We start from the raw sequence: 15,452 nt of genomic DNA, 5'->3' as shown, positions 1-15,452 counted from the left end.
CATCTTTTCCGGAAATACTCCGGGGGTGAATGGGCCGGTCAGGCCCAGAGGGGGCAGCGCCCCCTCACCATTTTCATTTCAGGCCGGGGGTGCCGTCGAACTTCTTCTCGATGTCACTCCAGCAGTCGATATAGTCATCCTGCAGCGGCGCGTCCTTAGCTGCAAATGCAGTCAGATGCTGCGGGAAGCGGGTTTCGAACATGAAAGACATGGTGTTCTCCAGCTTCTCGGGCCCCAGATTGGAATTTGATGCGCCTTCGAACGCGTTTTTGTCCGGTCCGTGGGGGAGCATCATGTTGTGGAGCGACATGCCGCCAGGCACAAAACCTTGCGGCTTGGCATCGTACTGCCCGTAGATATTGCCCATCAGCTCCGACATGATGTTCTTGTGATACCACGGCGGCCGGAAGGTGTTTTCGGCCACCATCCAGCGGTCGCGGAACAATACGAAATCAATATTCGCGGTGCCCGGAACGCCGGACGGCGCGGTCAGCACGGTAAAGATCGACGGGTCCGGATGGTCGAACAGGATCGCGCCAACCGGGCAATAGGTGCGCAGGTCGTATTTGAAAGGCGCGTAATTGCCGTGCCAGGCAACCACGTCAAGCGGCGAATGGCCGATTTTGGTTTCATGGAACTGGCCGCACCATTTGATGGTCACGGTGGACGGCACTTCGCGGTCCTCGAATGCCGCCACCGGTGCCTTGAAATCGCGCGGGTTGGCCAGACAGTTAGCGCCAATCGGCCCGCGGCCTGGCAGCTCGAACTTCTGGCCATAGTTTTCGCAAACAAAACCGCGGCACGGCCCTTCCAGTACCTCCACCCGGTAAACCAGCCCGCGCGGGATAATGGCAATCTCCTGCGGTTCCAGGTCGATGATGCCCAGCTCAGTCGCAAAGCGCAGGCGGCCTTCCTGCGGCACCACCAGCAGCTCGGAATCGGCCGAGAAGAAATAGCTGTCCACCATCGTTTCGGTGATCAGATAGATGTGGCTGGCCATGCCTGTCTGTGTGTTCACGTCGCCTGCGGTGGTCATGGTGCGCATGCCGGTGAGCCAGGTCAGGCCTTCCTCAGAATGCGGTACTGGATCCCAGCGGTACTGGCCCAGAGAAATCACATCCGGATCGATGCAGGGTGCCGACTTCCAGTACGGCAGTTCAATCTTCTGATAGCGGTGCGAATGCTTCACCGAGGGCCGTATGCGATAGCACCATGTCCGTTCCGGCGGGTCGGCGGTAAACGCGGTACCGCTCAGCTGCTCGCCATATAGGCCATAGTTGCACTTTTGCGGGCTGTTCATGCCCTGCGGCAGCGCACCGGGAAGCGCTTCGGTTTCAAAGTCATTGGCAAAGCCGGGCATATAGCCCTCGTTCGGCCCGGCAAACGAGGGGGCCTGGATCATTTCATGGGGATCGGCGGGTAGATTCATCGCGCGTTTCTCCTCTTGCTGCTTGCGGAATATTAGTTGTTTTTGTAACTAACAAGGGGAAGGGGAGTAAAAAATGAACGAAAAAGATGATTTCGCTTTGCAGGATTTCTTGCCGTATCTGCTGAACCGCGCGGCTGAGGAAAGTTCGCTGGGGTTCCAAAAACACTACAAGAACCGCTATGGAATGTTGCGAACGGAATGGAGGGTGCTGTTCCACTTGGGCAACTACGGGCAGATGACGGCCAAGGAAATCGGCAACCGGGCGAAGATCCACAAGACCAAAATCAGCCGTGCTGTGGCCAAGCTGTCGGAGAAACGGTTTGTGGCCCGCTCTCGTGATGATAACGATCGCCGTTCGGAACATCTGGCGCTCACGGCGGCGGGGGAGGCTGCCTATATGGATCTGCGGGAATATGCATTGCAGTTCGACACCAGCATCTGCGCCAGGTTCACCACCGGTGAGGTTGCAATTTTGCGGTATATGCTGCGCAATTTAGCAGGGATCGCCCCATAGACATCAGCGGCCGGAATACCCAAATAGAGCCGCGGTATTGAAGGTGAAAACATGATACAGATCGATGTCAATTCCGGAGCGCTGATTGCCTGGCTGATGGAGCAGGGGCTGCAGGGCGCGCATCAGCAGGACTTGCTGCAAGGATATTGTCAGCGTCTGGCCGATGCCGGGGTGCCCTTATGGCGGTTCCATCTGGCGCAGCGTGCCTTCCACCCGAAATTCGGCGGGCTGGGCTTCAACTGGACCCGCGCGGATGGCATCAGCTACGAGCACTATGAATATCGCGAATCCCCGCGCGAAGAATGGCTGCGCAGCCCGTTCTTTCACATTCTGGAACATAATCTGGAAGAATTCCGCGAAAGGATCGAGGACAGCGCCCCAGAGGAATTTCCGTTACTGCCTGAGCTGCGGGAACGCGGGGCGACTGATTACTTTGCAAAGGGTGTGCGGTTTGCGCCGCCGGATGCCGGGCCGAACGATCCGCGTCATCCCAGCGAAGGGATGCTGATTTCCTGGTCCACGGACCGGCCCGGCGGGTTCAGCAACCGCGAGCTGGATCTGCTCCGCACCACTCTGCCGCATCTGGGGCTGGCGTTGAAATCCTCGTCGAACAGGCAGATGGCCAGTGACCTTCTTCAGGTCTATCTGGGCCGTGATGCAGGCCGCCGGGTGCTGTCGGGCGAAATCCAGCGTGGTTCTTCGCAGCAGATTGATGCGGTTATCTGCTTGTTTGACCTCAAAGGTTTCACCCAGCTTGCAGAGCGGCTGCCCGGCACTGACCTGATCGAGATGCTGAATGGCTATTTCGGCCTTGCGGTGGAATCCATCCAGGCGCATGGCGGCAATATCCTCAAGTTTATGGGCGACGGAATGCTGACTATGTTCAATCTGGGCAGCATTGAGGAGGACGCCCATGCCGCTCTTGCCGCTGCGAATGAACTCTGTGGCAAGGTCCGGGCGTTTAATTCGATGCGCGAGGAACAGGGCCTCCCCACAGCTGGCTTTACCCTGGCGCTGCACGCGGGAACCATTCTTTATGGCAACATCGGTGCGGAAAACCGGCTGGATTTCACCGTAATCGGGCAAGCGGTGAACCAGACCGCCCGGATTGCCGGGATGCACCGTTCAGTCGGGCAAAGCATCATCATGTCCGAAGACGTACGGAAAGCGGCTGAGGGCACCAATCATGATTTGGTGTCGCTGGGCCGCTACATGCTGCGCGGAGTGGCTGAACCGATTGAGCTTTACACCATACACCGCGGTAAATGCGGCTGCGATCGCTGAACTACAGCCGGAACAGGATCAGATACTGATTTCGACTCCCGGCAGGTTCACTTCCTTCATCATGTCGCGCAGCTCCTGCCGGGCGGCAATGTTGGAAATATTCAATTGCTTGACACCAATGTCCTTGAGGTCCAGCAGGGTCAGCCCTCGGGGAAACAGTTCGCGAAAGATGACCCTCTCGGAAAAGCCCGGTGCGACCCGGAAGCCGATCCGCTTGGACAGCATATTGATGGCGCGTTCCATCTTTTCCTTGTTGACCATGCGCTGAGTGCCGACCCGGTTGCGGATCACGATCCAGTCAATCGGCTTCAGCCCGGCCTGCGCGCGCAGCTGGCGGGCGTTCCACACCATTTCCGAGTAGACGGACGGTCCGGTGATCGCTTCCCCCTTCTGGTCTACATGCGCCAGCAGATCGAAATCGACAAAACTGTCATTGAGCGGGGTGATGAGCGTATCGGCCAGTGAATGGGCCACCTGGCTGAGACGCGTGTGCGAGCCGGGGCAGTCGATCAGGATGAAATCATGGCCCGGCTCCAACGCCGAGACAGCGGCCGACAGGCGATGGTCATAGATGTTTTCGCCCGGTTGCAGGCTGTCGGGATCAATCTCCGGCAGCTCGTGCATTTCCACCATCGGCAGCTCCAGTCCTGCCTTGGTGCAGAAATCCTTGCGGTTCTCCAGGTAACGCCCCATCGAACGCTGCCGCAAGTCCAGGTCCAGCGCAGCCACCTTGTGCCCAAGCCGGGCCAAGGTGGTTGCAACATGCATGGAAACAGTGGATTTTCCCGCGCCGCCCTTCTCGTTGCCGACGACAATAATATGCGCCATGTACAGATCCCTTCGCTCGTGCCTTTGGCACGTTTTTATCTTTGCGCTTCTGTATAGGCTCTGGATTCGGTCAAGAAAAGCGGTCTGCGCAGGCTGGTAAACTTAGAGTATCACCTGTGTTTTGAGGGTCCCGCCGGCTTGCGGTTCGGGCGGGCATCTCCACCTTTGCGAAGTTTGCCCGGCTTGGCATCAGCGGCACGCGCCTTGTTTTTCTTGCTGTTGGGCTTGCCGGCCGGCGGTTTGGGGCCTTTGGCGTGGTAGGGTTTTGCTGCAGGCGCGCCGGGCTTGGTCATCCGCTTGGAAGGATCGGAGGCGCCGCGCGGCTTGGCTACAACAGCCGGGTCAGGCTTGGGGCTGCTTTCCGGCGCGCGGCTGCGGCGCGGTTCGCGTTCGAAAGGCGCTTTGTCAGCAGAGCGCTTTTCCTGCCAGTCCTTGCGCGGCGGGCGGCTGTCTTCGGATTTGCCGCGATAGGGTTTCGGACTATCCGGTTTACCACGGTGCGGTTTGGAATCCCGGTCACCTTTGAAGCCACCCTTCGGTCCACCGGGGCCGCGGCGCGGGGCCGGGCCCAGATCGGGAGCCTCGGAAAGCTGGCTCAGCACGGCGCCCGGCTCCAGTTCTGCCTTGCCATCCAGTGCTTTCAGAAAACCGTCAATCGCGGCCTTGCTGATTTCGGCAAAGGTCTCATTGTCTTGCACCCGGATCGCACCGATGGAGTCGCGGTCGATGTTGCCGGCCTTGCAGAGCATCGGCAGCACCTTGCGCGGGTCCGCACCGGCAGCCCGCCCGCCCGAAAGCGAGAACCACACCGACGGCCCGAAGGGCTTGCGCTCCTTACGTTCTTTGCGCGGTTCCTCCGCACCGGCCGGGCGCAGGTCTTCAGGTGCCGAATGGCGGCTGCGGAACAGGCGCAGGTAAGTGGCGGCGATCTGCTCGGCGGAGAAATGCTCCAGCAGAGTTTGAACCCCTGCCTGCTCTTGCTCGGAAACCGCTTCCTGCCAGACCGGATCCGCCAGCATGCGCTCCTCATCCCGTGCCAGGATGTCATCAGCCGAGGGCGCTTCGCAATGCTCTGCCGTCAGCTTGGCCCATTTCAGCAGCCGCAGCGCTTTGCTGCGGGCCTTGGGCGGTGCGATCAGTGCGCTGACGCCTTTGCGGCCCGCGCGGCCGGTCCGGCCGGAACGGTGCAGCAGGGTTTCGTGGTTCGAAGGCAGCTCGGCGTGCACCACCAGCTCCAACCCCGGCAGGTCGATGCCGCGGGCAGCAACATCGGTGGCCACGCAGACCCGGGCCCGCCCGTCGCGCATCGCTTGCAGCGCTTGACTGCGTTCAGCTTGGGAGAGTTCGCCCGACAGTGTCACCACCGGCAGGCCGCGATTGGTCAGCCGTGCCGCCAGCCGGTTCACAGCTGCGCGGGTATTGGCAAAGACGATGGAGCTAGGGGCCTCGTAGTAGCGCAGCACGTTGATGATGGCGTTTTCCGCATCCTGTTGCGCCACGCTCATCAGCCTGTATTCGATATCGCTGTGCTGTTTGGTTTCGCCTGCGGTCTTGATCCGCATCGCATCGCGTTGGAAAGTTTCGGCGAGGCTGGCAATGCCCGCCGGAACAGTGGCCGAGAACAGCAGTGTCCGGCGGTCTTCGGGCGCTTCGCCCAGGATAAACTCCAGATCCTCGCGGAAACCCAGGTCGAGCATTTCGTCGGCCTCGTCCAGCACCACAGCGCGCAGGTTGCTGAGGTCGATGGAACCGCGCATGATGTGGTCGCGCAGCCGCCCCGGTGTCGCGGCCACGATATGCGCGCCGCGGGCCAGGGTGCGGCGTTCGTCCCGCATGTCCATGCCGCCAACGCAGGATGCAATCACCGCACCAGCGCCACGGTAAAGCCAGCTCAGCTCGTGCTTCACCTGCAGCGCCAGCTCGCGGGTTGGTGCGATCACCAGCGCCAACGGAGCCGCGGCCTCGTCGAACGCTTCGGCTTCACCCAGCAGGGTTGGCGCAAGCGCAAGTCCGAAGCCGACTGTCTTGCCTGATCCGGTTTGCGCGGAAACCAGCAGGTCGCGCTCTTCAAGCTCCGGCTGGGTCACAGCCTCCTGCACTTGGGTCAGGGTTTCATATCCGCGCTCTTGCAGTGCGTTGGCCAGGGCTTGTTTCACGAGGGGGGCTGTCTTTCCCGCGAGGCGCATCCGGCCTCAGCGTCAGGAGAAATGAAAGAAGGCTGCCCGTCCGGGGCAGCCTTCGGGAGTTTGGCAAAATACGGCGGACGGCTTAGAAGCCCAGGCCTTCGTATTTCTTCTTGAATTTCGAAACACGGCCGCCTGCATCCATCAGACGCGAGGTGCCGCCAGTCCAGGCCGGGTGCACCGTCGGGTCGATGTCCAGCGCCAGCTGATCCCCTTCGCTGCCCCAGGTGGAGCGCATCTTGAGGATGGTGCCGTCGGTCATTTTGACGTCGATGAAGTGGTATTCGGGATGAGTGTCTTTTTTCATGATACCGCTCCTCAGGCTTTCTTGGGCTTGTAGTGTGCATCTTCTGCGATACGGGCCGACTTGCCGCGGCGGGCGCGCAGGTAGTACAGCTTGGCGCGGCGCACGCGGCCGCGGCGCACAACGGTGATGCTGTCGATGTTGGTCGAATACAGCGGGAACACACGCTCCACGCCTTCGCCGAACGAAATTTTGCGGACGGTGAACGAACCGGCAATGCCCGAACCGTTTTTACGGCTGATGCAAACACCTTCGTACATCTGCACGCGCGAACGCGAGCCTTCGGTCACCTTAAAGCCGACACGGATGGTGTCGCCGGCTTTGAAATCAGGGATTTCTTTCCCCAGGGCGGCGATTTGTTCCGCCTCCAGCTGTGCGATCAAGTTCATCGCAACTCTCCTAAATTGGCCTGCGGTTCTTTCCGCAGAGGTTTGTGCCGTCATGAGAGCTCTTGGTCTTCATCGGGTCCCGCCACAGGCAGCCCGCCAGAGATCACGCAGTCTGTTTCTTACTTCTGGCAGGCAGATCCCAGGCGAAAACCGAAGAAGGAGTTCAGGTAAACGATCCAACAGCCAGCGGTCCGGAGCCGCGATTGCGAATCCAGACCGGCGCTATATACGTCCGCTAGCCCAGCAAAACAAGTGCCTAGCTGAGTGGTCTGCAAGAGTTATCTGAAAACCCATGCAGTTTCCTGTCTGTAAGGATTTGGGGGTTCTGCCCCGGCCTTTTCCGGCTCTCAGGCCCTCACCCAGTCTGGTCTTCGACCACAGCTGTCGGCGCGTTTTTCTTCACCGCCTCAATACCATTATCGCGACCCGATGCGCTGCTGTAGCTCTGAGAGGTGCCAATCACCTGGCCATTGGTGGCTTTCAGGTTGAACATATGCTTGCCGGCGGCAGTTTCTTTGCGCTCATAGCGCGCATCCTCTCCAGCGTTCTTTTTAACCGATTCGATGCCGTTTTCGGCACTGGCTTTCTGCTTGTAGCCTTCGCTGGCCAGAATATTTTCGCCGTTGCCTGCTTTCAGACGGAAGCGGAATTCGCTTGCATTATCGGTATAAAGTTCGAATTTCCCAGCCATCCTGCTCTCTCCTAATTCCTGATGAATATGAGGGGACTAAAGCACGGCTCGGGTCATCCGGCAATGTTTGGAGGCAACTTGCGCTTCTGCTCGCCCGGAAGAGGGATGTTGGTCAAACAGCCAATCAGCGCTTGCTGCCTGTCTTCCGGCTGTGAGCTTCCCACAGGTCAGGACGGCGGGCCTTGGTGATGTCTTCGCTCATCCTGTGTCTCCATTCCGAGATCTTACCGTGGTGGCCTGACATTAGCACGTCCGGGATTGCGCGGCCGTTCCACTCGGCAGGGCGGGTATATTGCGGATGTTCCAGCAATCCGGAGGAGAAGCTTTCTTCCTCGGTAGAAGCCTGGTTGCCAAGCACCCCTGGAATGAGCCGGACGGTGGCATCGACCAGCGCCTGCGCGGCCAGCTCGCCGCCGGTCATCACGAAATCGCCCAAGGAGACTTCCTGGATGCCATAATGCTCCAGCACTCGTTCATCGACTCCTTCAAACCTGCCGCACAACAGGGTTATGCCATCGCATTGTGCAAAGTTCTGCATCATCTGCTGGTCCATCCGGCGCCCGCGCGGAGACAGGTAGACCAAAGGCCAGTTGCCGCGGGTGCCTGCCATCGTGTGTTCAATCGCCGCGCCCAGCACATCGGCGCGCAGCACCATGCCGGCGCCGCCGCCTGCAGGCGTGTCATCGACGTTGCGGTGCTTGCCCACGCCGAATTCCCGCAAGTCTGTTGTCTCCAGCTGCCATAACCCTTCCTGCAGCGCTCTTCCGGTCAGGCTTTCGCCCAGAACGCCGGGAAAGGCGGAGGGGAACAGGGTGATGATCTTGGCTTTCCACACGCCTGCCAGGTCCGGTGTCGGCGTCATCAGCTCTCGCGGTTTCAGAGTGGGGCGGATGGCCTTGCGGCCGTGGGAGCGGGAGGGGGTGTCGGTCATGTTTTCTCGGGCGGAAGATGGAGGGCTATGCTGACCTATACGAGGGCTGGCATCAGATACAAAGGGATTAGTGGGGGCCAAAGTTTATACGGGGGGCCGCTTTGAAACGCGGGATCTGCGAAGAGCGGCTTGTTTTTTAATGCGGATCTGGCTGTACGGTTGCCCCGAGCGATTGAGCGCAAGCAGCTCTTCAAGAATTTCTGGCTCCGGTCGGGTGTTGGCGGGCGGGACAGGTTTCATTGCTTCAATGGCTGCAGCTGGCAGGCCAAGGTGCGGCAGCAGTGCGGAAATCGGGCCGAGCCGGTGGGCAGAAGCGGCCTCAAGCGGTGCAGAGCTGATCTTGGCACTGGCTGACAGTTGGGCTGTTCCGGAAACTATCGCTTGCAGGTCCGCCGAAGCGGCATACTGTCTGACGTACTCCTCTGCGTCCAATGTCAGCGGGCTGGCCCGCAAATGCTGCACATGGCAGCTTTGCAGCCATTCGGGCGCGGACCGGGTCATATAGAAAATGCATATGCTGGCGGCCGGCTGAAGCTCCAGAACCGTGTCCTGAATGCATTTCATCAGCAGAGGCGCGGCTCCGTAATCTTTCAGGCCATGCCGCCCGGGCATGTGGCCGGATAAGTCTTCCGAGGCAAGAAGAACCGGCCGGGGGTCATCTGCATCAAGCGCTTCCAGCAAGACTGCGCATTCGAACTGAAACAGCGCGAAATCAACTGGATTCCGGGTGGCCGACCAGCGCCGCGCAGCCTCGCATAGTGCAAGCATATCGTTGCGAAGGAAGATGCGCAGATGCGGCGAAAGCAGCGGCTGGTTGTCTTGCAAGCAGCGCTGGACGGTTGTGGTTCCGGTTTTGTGAAACCCGGCGTGGAGAATTAAGCGCAGACGTTGCGGGCGCCCTTCTGCCAATTCATCCGGTGCCACGTTCAGAACACCCCGTCCGGCGGGTCGGCGACGATGCGGCCTTTTTCAAGATCTACTGTCGGCACCGCGGCCATGGTAAAAGGCAGAAGTACCGTGGACTTCAGCCCCGGACCATGAATCTCCAGCAGGTCCGCCGCACCATGGTTCTGCACTGATTTCACCGTGCCAAGCAGAGTGCCGCCGGTGTCATAGACCTCCAGCCCAATCAGGTCGGCATGATAATATTCGTCATCCGGCAGACTGGGCAGCTGGTCACGGCGGGCGAACAAGCGCAGGCCTTGGACGGCGTCCGCCTGTTCCTTGGTTTCAATTCCGCTCATTAGGGCGGCAAAGCCATTCTTGACCGGACGGGTCAGGGTCAGCGTATAGCTCTGGCTGCCGTCCTCGTTGGTAAGCGGCGAATAGTCGACAATTTCCTCGGGGATGGCGCAAAAGCTCTTGAGCCGCACCTCGCCGCGCACGCCGAAGGCGCCGGCCACTGCTCCTACGCAGATCAGGTCGCTCATGGTGTCATTCCTTTGCACAGAACCCTGCCCGCAGCCACTGGCCGCCGGATTGTTCGCAGAGTTCGCTTTGGTGGTTGCGTTCAAAAAAGATGCCAGCGGTAAAGGCCACTGCAACAAAAAACACAAGCCGGATCAATCGTCCCATCCCGGGGCTCAGCGGGTTTGCAGCGGCAGGTCTGCCATACGGCTTTCCCAGCCGGCCTCCTGCAGTTCTGGCGTGTCTGACTGGCGTTCAGGATAGCCGATGCAGAAATAGCCGATCAGCTGCCAGCCTGCAGGCGCCGCCAGATCGCGGTTCAGCTGTTCGGGATCCAGCACCGAAACCCAGCCCAGCCCCAAGCCTTCGGCGCGTAGGGCGAGCCAGAAAAGTGTGACGGCGGTGACCACCGAATAACGCCGCATCTCCGGCATCGTGGCGGCGCCCAGCCCGTGGCCCTGGGCCGTTTCATCGTCACAGTAGATCGCCAGCTGCACCGGTGCGTCGCGCATGCCAGAGAGCTTCAGCTGCGCATATTTGCTCGCCCGATCATCGGAGTAGCCTTTCAGGGCTTCGGCATTGGCCTTCTCGAAATTCCTCAGCGCGGCGGCGCGGGCAGTGTCGCTGTCCACGCGCAGGATGCGCCAGGGTTCGCTGAGCCCCACTGAGGGGGCCAGCGGAATGGCAGAGAGGCAGCGCATCAGCACTGCCTCCTCCACCGGAACGCTGCGGAACCGGCGCACGTCGCGCCGGAGCCGCATCAGCAGATCAAGCTGGCTGCGGAACTCTTCGGGAAAAGCGCCCCGCAGCTCCACGGAATTATTCCGCGTCTGCAGCTGCTTCGGAGGCTTCAGCAGCCTTGGCAGCTTTCTCTTCTGCACGCTCCTGGGCTTTTTTGCCCGGGGCGCCTTTCTTGGGGTTGCTGCGCTCGGTCTTGGCGCGCACGCCTGCGGCTTCCAGCATGCGTGCGATACGGTCGGTCGGCTGTGCGCCTTGGTCCAGCCAGTGCTGCACGCGTTCCATGTCCATTTTCACACGCTCTTCGCTGTCTTTCGGCAGCAGCGGGTTGTAGGTGCCCAGCTTCTCGATGAAGCGGCCGTCACGCGGCATGCGGCTGTCAGCAGCCACGATGCGGTAGAAGGGACGCTTTTTAGAGCCGCCGCGGGCCAAACGGATTTTCATTGCCATGGGTACATCTCCTTTGATGGCGTTGTCCGGGGTATGCCCCGGTTGTTCCTGTTGTGATTGTTATTCTTGGTGTTTCTTGTGGTGGCGAATGACTTCACCGATGATGAAGTTCAAAAATGCCTTGGCGAACTCAGGGTCCAGATCGGCCTGCTCCGCCAGGTCTTCGAGCCGTGCGATCTGCGCCGCTTCGCGGGTCGGATCGGACGGGGGAAGGTCGTGTTCAGCCTTGAGCCGCCCCACTGCCTGGGTGTGCTTGAACCGCTCGCCCAGGGTATAAACGAGGATCGCATCCAGGCGGTCGATGCTTTCACGGTGGCCCTTCAGCAGCCGGGCTGCACGGGCGGTGGGATCTTGGGTGTCAGTTGTCATCGGGTTCTCCGCAATGCAGCAGGCTGGCGCGTGCCAGGGCAGCAGCGGGCGTGCACCCCCCGTACACCGCCGCAGCGCAGCAACAATGTTTCCAGACGCGGTTCAGTCAAGGGCCCAGCCCTCCGGCTTGAATAGCGGATCGGCGTAGTGGCCGATTTCCATTTCGATGCCATGCGCAATCTGGCTGTCCTTCAGAGTGTCCGGGCCGGGATGGCGGAAAACTGCATCATTGCCGTCGATAGTGGCAGCCTCATGGTCCTTGGTGGCGCCGAGCCGTTCTGCCAGCCGGATCGAGTCGAGATTCTTGGGGTCGATATAGCTGACCGCGGTCTCCCAGCCCAGATCTGAATAAAAATGCCGGCGTGCGGCCTGCGCGGCCTCTAGCGCATAGCCCTTGCCGGCGGCACCGGGCCAGATGATCCATGCAATCTCGCGTTCGGGCCAGCCCGCGGGCTGCCAGCCGCCGGCCATTCCATAGGTCTCGTCCGTGGATTTGTCGTGGATCATCCACATGCCAAAGCCGCGGACCTGCCAGTGGCCGATCTCGGCGGCGTAGAGCATCCAGGCCTCATAGGTGTTCAGCGGCCCGCCCATAAAGCGCGAGCGGTAGGAGCTGAAGGTGGCTTTGAAGTCAGGATAGTCCTGCGCCTCGGGACCGCGCAGCACCAGCCGGCGGGTTTCTATCACCGGGATGTCAAACGGCATCAGCGCGCTCCTTTCAGCAGAGGGGCGCGGCCAAGCCAGAATATGATACCGTTAAGGCGCATCAGTGAAGCATGCCCTGTGCGGCTTGCGGGCCGGACACGCAGGCGGGCGGGGTGTGGCGCCAGGCGCGGATATTGGGTGCGGGCTGCAGACGGAAAGAGACCGGTTTTTCCGGCCGGGCGCCAACGCGCTGGGCCAGCGCAATAGAAGCGCCGTTTTCCTCGGGCACGTAGGATACGATACTGTCCCAGCCAGCCTCGGCAAACAACCAATCGAGCACGCATTGCGCGGCTTCGCTGGCATAGCCTTTGCCCTGTCCCGGCTCCATCAGGTGCCAGGATAATTCCGGTTCCGGCCATCCTTTGGGGAACCAGGGGCCTACAAGGCCGACGGTCAAGCCGCTGCTGCGCTCGACCACAGCAAACAGGCCGTAGCCGTGCAGGTGCCAGTGACCGATGATGGTTGCAATCGACCACCACAGCGAGTCGGGGTCTTCCGACGCGTCGATAAAGCGCGGTGCGCCCGGGTTCAGAAAGGCCGCATTGGCGTCAAACTCCGGGTCCGCCGGAGAAATCAGCATCAGCCGTTTTGATGCAAGCCGCGGAAACGGCTTTCGAACGTCAGTCATTTTATACCCCTTTACCCGGGCGGCGGACCGCCCGGAGTGAATTTCACCCATCCGGTGAAGGAGTATCGGGGAGACTGCGTAATATTCGGTTAAACAAGCCGCTGCCAGTGCCGGGCGGACGTGGTTCGCGCAGATTTGACGGAAGCTCATGCGCAGGCCTCCATTCCGCCTGCGGCCAGATCATCCGCGCCTTGATGACGCCAGATCTGCAGCTTTCCCATACGGGGGTGCGCAAAGCTACCGTCTTGTTTCGCGCCCATGCGCTGAGCCACAGCGGCTGAGGCGTGGTTCGCCGGGTCGACGAGGCTGATTGCAGTGGGCCAGCCCAGGGTTACATAGGCGTAGTTGCGTGCGGCAATGGCCGCTTCGGTGGCGTAGCCTTTGCCCGAAAAACCCTGAAATAGATCCCAACCGATTTCCGCTTCCGGCCAGCCATGTGGGTTCCACAGGCCAATGATGCCGGCGCATTGGCCGCTGCTCTTTTCGTCCACGGCCCAGCGACCATAGCCCAACATTTGCCAATGGCCGATTTCCAGCGCCAAGTGACGCCAGACCTGCTCAGCATCCATCTGCCCGCCAACGAAATCGGCGCGTTCCGAAGCGTAGAACGCACAAAGCGCTGTGAAATCCGCCTGCGCCGGGGCGCGGAGGATCAGGCGATCCGTTTCGAGGGTGGGGATGGCGACAGTCATGATTACTTCTTCTTGCCGAAACCGCTGAGGCCCGCTGGCAGGCCCATGCCGCCGCCGAGGCCGGGGAGGCCGCCGGGCAGGCCCTTGCCGCCGCCCATTGCCTTGGCTGCCGCTTCCAGCGCCTTGGGGTCCATTTGCGAGGGATCCATGCCGTCCATGCCAGGCATGCCGCCGCCTTTGCCGAACATGCCCTTCATGGCCTGCTTCAGCATCTTGCCTTTGCCCATCTTGCCCATCTTCTTCATCACATCGGCCATCTGCCGGTGCATTTTCAGAAGCTTGTTGAGGTCGCTGACTTCCATGCCGGAGCCGGCCGCGATGCGTTTCTTGCGGGAGGCCTGCAGCAGGGCGGGATTGGCGCGTTCTTTCTTGGTCATCGACTGGATCATGGCGATCTGGCGCTTAAGCACCTTGTCGTCCATGCCGGCGTCCTGCACCTGCTTGGCCATTTTGCCCATGCCGGGCATCATCTGCATCATGCCCTCCATGCCGCCCATCTGGAGCATTTGTTCAAGCTGCATCTTCAGGTCGTTCATGTTGAACTGACCCTTCATCATGCGCTTCATCATACGCTCGGCCTGTTCGGCCTCAATGGTTTCCTGGGCCTTCTCGACCAGCGCCACGATGTCGCCCATGCCGAGGATGCGGCCCGCGATGCGGTCGGCCTCAAAGGTTTCCAGCGCGTCCATCTTCTCGCCCAGACCGACAAAGCGGATCGGCTTGCCGGTGACAGCGCGCATCGACAGCGCGGCGCCGCCGCGGCCGTCGCCGTCCATCCGGGTGAGGACCACGCCGGAGATGCCGATCTTGGCGTCGAACTCTTCCGCGACTTCAACCGCGACCTGGCCGGTGAGGCCATCGACCACCAGAAGCGTCTCACGCGGGGAGACCGCGTTGCGGACGTCCTCGACCTCCTGCATCAGGGTCTCGTCGATGTGCAGGCGGCCCGCGGTGTCCAGCATGTAGACGTCATAGCCGCCCAGTGTCGCCTGCTGCTTGGCGCGTTTGGCGATATCGACGGGTTTCTGGCCGGGCACGATCGGCAGCGTGTCGACGCCGATCTGGGTGCCGAGCACCGCCAGCTGCTCCATCGCGGCCGGCCGGTAGACGTCAAGCGAGGCCATCAGGACTTTCTTGCCTTCTTTCTCCTTCAGCCGTTTCGCCAGTTTGCCGGTGGTGGTGGTCTTGCCCGAGCCCTGCAGGCCGACCATCAGCACCGGGGCGGGCGGGTTGTCGACCTTCAGCTTGCCGGGATCCTCGTCGCCGCGCAGCACGTCGACCAATGCGTCGTGCACGATCTTCACTACCTGCTGGCCCGGGGTCACCGACTTGGTGACCGCCTGACCAGTGGCCTGCTCCTGCACCTTCTTGACGAAGTCGCGGGCAACCGGCAGTGAGACGTCGGCTTCGAGCAGCGCCACGCGCACTTCACGCAGGGCGGATTTCACGTCCTCCTCGTTGAGGGCGCCCTGTTTGGTCAGCCGGTCAAAGACGCCGGATAGGCGTTCGGATAGATTTTCAAACATGCCTGCGGCCTCCTGATGCCGGTTTCAAGTTGTGGCGCCCCCGTATGTAGGGGACAAGCGATCCATGCGCAAATGCCCCCACGGGCGTAACACGCTGGTGGGGGGCGATCCCTGGCACGGGCAGGGACCGGAAGACTCACTCGCTTCCGGATGCTGGGGCAGGCGTTACGCCGTTTGGCCGCCGGAGTCAACCGCGGCGCGGGTTCGCCGGGGCGGCACAGGGCAGCTACGTGCGGCTTGACATGCAGGGGCCGTGTTGGTCAACATCTGACAGCTGGTCCCTCGCCGTCCACTCGCCGGCCGGGCCACCCGACAGAGCATCGAGGCAGATCTTCAGAACAGGCATTCCGCGCGCCGCTTGGCGTCTGCGGTTCCGGGCGGGCA

General features: G+C 61.2%; 18 protein-coding genes. 2 read left to right on the top strand and 16 right to left on the bottom strand.

Annotated features, from left to right (window positions below; genetic code table 11):
• Nucleotides 1–73 precede the first annotated feature (73 nt).
• The gene (gene hmgA, locus AC0KW6_RS16775) at nucleotides 74–1,429 is read right to left on the bottom strand and encodes a homogentisate 1,2-dioxygenase (protein WP_474035443.1); all 1,356 of its coding nucleotides are present in this window, start codon (nucleotides 1,427–1,429) and stop codon (nucleotides 74–76) included.
• A gap of 73 nt (nucleotides 1,430–1,502) precedes the next feature.
• Here hmgA and AC0KW6_RS16770 point away from each other — a divergent pair, with 73 nt between their 5' ends.
• Both AC0KW6_RS16770 and AC0KW6_RS16765 read left to right on the top strand, forming a co-directional pair.
• Nucleotides 1,503–1,943, top strand: coding sequence for a MarR family winged helix-turn-helix transcriptional regulator (locus AC0KW6_RS16770; RefSeq protein WP_323783530.1), 441 nt, complete (start codon nucleotides 1,503–1,505; stop codon nucleotides 1,941–1,943).
• A 51-nt stretch (nucleotides 1,944–1,994) separates the two neighbouring features.
• The gene (locus AC0KW6_RS16765; protein ID WP_474035442.1) at nucleotides 1,995–3,227 is read left to right on the top strand and encodes an adenylate/guanylate cyclase domain-containing protein; all 1,233 of its coding nucleotides are present in this window, start codon (nucleotides 1,995–1,997) and stop codon (nucleotides 3,225–3,227) included.
• 18 nt (nucleotides 3,228–3,245) lie between these two features.
• Here AC0KW6_RS16765 and AC0KW6_RS16760 read toward each other — a convergent pair whose 3' ends face one another.
• From AC0KW6_RS16760 to ffh, 15 genes are all read right to left on the bottom strand, one after another.
• Nucleotides 3,246–4,055 carry a division plane positioning ATPase MipZ gene (locus AC0KW6_RS16760; RefSeq protein WP_474035441.1) on the bottom strand — a complete coding sequence of 270 codons (810 nt, stop codon included), beginning with the start codon at nucleotides 4,053–4,055 and terminating at the stop codon, nucleotides 3,246–3,248.
• Between the two features lie 110 nt (nucleotides 4,056–4,165).
• Nucleotides 4,166–6,211 carry a DEAD/DEAH box helicase gene (locus AC0KW6_RS16755; protein WP_474035440.1) on the bottom strand — a complete coding sequence of 682 codons (2,046 nt, stop codon included), beginning with the start codon at nucleotides 6,209–6,211 and terminating at the stop codon, nucleotides 4,166–4,168.
• Nucleotides 6,212–6,323: 112 nt separating this feature from the next.
• Nucleotides 6,324–6,545 carry a 50S ribosomal protein L31 gene (gene rpmE / locus AC0KW6_RS16750; protein ID WP_024088426.1) on the bottom strand — a complete coding sequence of 74 codons (222 nt, stop codon included), beginning with the start codon at nucleotides 6,543–6,545 and terminating at the stop codon, nucleotides 6,324–6,326.
• Nucleotides 6,546–6,556: 11 nt separating this feature from the next.
• Nucleotides 6,557–6,931 carry a 50S ribosomal protein L19 gene (gene rplS, locus AC0KW6_RS16745; protein ID WP_323777248.1) on the bottom strand — a complete coding sequence of 125 codons (375 nt, stop codon included), beginning with the start codon at nucleotides 6,929–6,931 and terminating at the stop codon, nucleotides 6,557–6,559.
• Nucleotides 6,932–7,286: 355 nt separating this feature from the next.
• Nucleotides 7,287–7,622: a YegP family protein gene (locus tag AC0KW6_RS16740; RefSeq protein WP_323777249.1), complete on the bottom strand. Its 336-nt coding sequence runs from the start codon at nucleotides 7,620–7,622 to the stop codon at nucleotides 7,287–7,289.
• Between the two features lie 124 nt (nucleotides 7,623–7,746).
• On the bottom strand, nucleotides 7,747–8,553 hold the full coding sequence (gene trmD / locus AC0KW6_RS16735) for a tRNA (guanosine(37)-N1)-methyltransferase TrmD (RefSeq protein ID WP_323777251.1): 807 nt from the start codon (nucleotides 8,551–8,553) through the stop codon (nucleotides 7,747–7,749).
• Nucleotides 8,554–8,637: 84 nt separating this feature from the next.
• Complete coding sequence (locus AC0KW6_RS16730; RefSeq protein ID WP_474035439.1) at nucleotides 8,638–9,477, bottom strand: hypothetical protein; 840 nt, start codon at nucleotides 9,475–9,477, stop codon at nucleotides 8,638–8,640.
• A gap of 2 nt (nucleotides 9,478–9,479) precedes the next feature.
• The gene (gene rimM / locus AC0KW6_RS16725) at nucleotides 9,480–9,983 is read right to left on the bottom strand and encodes a ribosome maturation factor RimM (RefSeq protein ID WP_323777255.1); all 504 of its coding nucleotides are present in this window, start codon (nucleotides 9,981–9,983) and stop codon (nucleotides 9,480–9,482) included.
• Between the two features lie 153 nt (nucleotides 9,984–10,136).
• Nucleotides 10,137–10,775: a 5,6-dimethylbenzimidazole synthase gene (gene bluB / locus AC0KW6_RS16720; RefSeq protein ID WP_323777257.1), complete on the bottom strand. Its 639-nt coding sequence runs from the start codon at nucleotides 10,773–10,775 to the stop codon at nucleotides 10,137–10,139.
• 4 nt (nucleotides 10,776–10,779) lie between these two features.
• A complete protein-coding gene (rpsP, locus tag AC0KW6_RS16715) occupies nucleotides 10,780–11,148 on the bottom strand; it encodes a 30S ribosomal protein S16 (protein WP_024088433.1) in 369 nt (122 codons plus the stop codon).
• A gap of 60 nt (nucleotides 11,149–11,208) precedes the next feature.
• On the bottom strand, nucleotides 11,209–11,517 hold the full coding sequence (locus AC0KW6_RS16710; RefSeq protein ID WP_323777259.1) for a chorismate mutase: 309 nt from the start codon (nucleotides 11,515–11,517) through the stop codon (nucleotides 11,209–11,211).
• Between the two features lie 102 nt (nucleotides 11,518–11,619).
• Nucleotides 11,620–12,222, bottom strand: a complete 603-nt coding sequence (locus tag AC0KW6_RS16705) for a GNAT family N-acetyltransferase (protein ID WP_323777261.1) — start codon at nucleotides 12,220–12,222, stop codon at nucleotides 11,620–11,622.
• A 61-nt stretch (nucleotides 12,223–12,283) separates the two neighbouring features.
• Nucleotides 12,284–12,850 carry a GNAT family N-acetyltransferase gene (locus AC0KW6_RS16700; protein ID WP_323777264.1) on the bottom strand — a complete coding sequence of 189 codons (567 nt, stop codon included), beginning with the start codon at nucleotides 12,848–12,850 and terminating at the stop codon, nucleotides 12,284–12,286.
• Between the two features lie 146 nt (nucleotides 12,851–12,996).
• Nucleotides 12,997–13,542 (bottom strand): GNAT family N-acetyltransferase, encoded by a 546-nt coding sequence (locus tag AC0KW6_RS16695; protein WP_323777266.1) that lies wholly within the window; start codon nucleotides 13,540–13,542, stop codon nucleotides 12,997–12,999.
• A 2-nt stretch (nucleotides 13,543–13,544) separates the two neighbouring features.
• Nucleotides 13,545–15,068 carry a signal recognition particle protein gene (gene ffh, locus AC0KW6_RS16690; RefSeq protein WP_474035438.1) on the bottom strand — a complete coding sequence of 508 codons (1,524 nt, stop codon included), beginning with the start codon at nucleotides 15,066–15,068 and terminating at the stop codon, nucleotides 13,545–13,547.
• Between the last annotated feature and the right edge of the window lie 384 nt (nucleotides 15,069–15,452).

Source organism: Leisingera sp. SA215, from assembly GCF_055902035.1.
Note: the sequence above shows the minus strand (reverse complement) of the source record. Positions and strands in the feature narration are given on the sequence as shown.

Bases quoted from the DNA above. Each gene is read 5' to 3' on its own strand.
- hmgA (WP_474035443.1), bottom strand. From the start codon at position 1,429: ATGAATCTACCCGCCGATCCCCATGAAATGATCCAGGCCCCCTCGTTT.
- AC0KW6_RS16770 (WP_323783530.1), top strand. From the start codon at position 1,503: ATGAACGAAAAAGATGATTTCGCTTTGCAGGATTTCTTGCCGTATCTG.
- AC0KW6_RS16765 (WP_474035442.1), top strand. From the start codon at position 1,995: ATGATACAGATCGATGTCAATTCCGGAGCGCTGATTGCCTGGCTGATG.
- AC0KW6_RS16760 (WP_474035441.1), bottom strand. From the start codon at position 4,055: ATGGCGCATATTATTGTCGTCGGCAACGAGAAGGGCGGCGCGGGAAAA.
- rpmE (WP_024088426.1), bottom strand. From the start codon at position 6,545: ATGAAAAAAGACACTCATCCCGAATACCACTTCATCGACGTCAAAATG.
- rplS (WP_323777248.1), bottom strand. From the start codon at position 6,931: ATGAACTTGATCGCACAGCTGGAGGCGGAACAAATCGCCGCCCTGGGG.
- AC0KW6_RS16740 (WP_323777249.1), bottom strand. From the start codon at position 7,622: ATGGCTGGGAAATTCGAACTTTATACCGATAATGCAAGCGAATTCCGC.
- trmD (WP_323777251.1), bottom strand. From the start codon at position 8,553: ATGACCGACACCCCCTCCCGCTCCCACGGCCGCAAGGCCATCCGCCCC.
- rimM (WP_323777255.1), bottom strand. From the start codon at position 9,983: ATGAGCGACCTGATCTGCGTAGGAGCAGTGGCCGGCGCCTTCGGCGTG.
- rpsP (WP_024088433.1), bottom strand. From the start codon at position 11,148: ATGGCAATGAAAATCCGTTTGGCCCGCGGCGGCTCTAAAAAGCGTCCC.
- AC0KW6_RS16710 (WP_323777259.1), bottom strand. From the start codon at position 11,517: ATGACAACTGACACCCAAGATCCCACCGCCCGTGCAGCCCGGCTGCTG.
- AC0KW6_RS16705 (WP_323777261.1), bottom strand. From the start codon at position 12,222: ATGCCGTTTGACATCCCGGTGATAGAAACCCGCCGGCTGGTGCTGCGC.
- AC0KW6_RS16700 (WP_323777264.1), bottom strand. From the start codon at position 12,850: ATGACTGACGTTCGAAAGCCGTTTCCGCGGCTTGCATCAAAACGGCTG.
- AC0KW6_RS16695 (WP_323777266.1), bottom strand. From the start codon at position 13,542: ATGACTGTCGCCATCCCCACCCTCGAAACGGATCGCCTGATCCTCCGC.
- ffh (WP_474035438.1), bottom strand. From the start codon at position 15,068: ATGTTTGAAAATCTATCCGAACGCCTATCCGGCGTCTTTGACCGGCTG.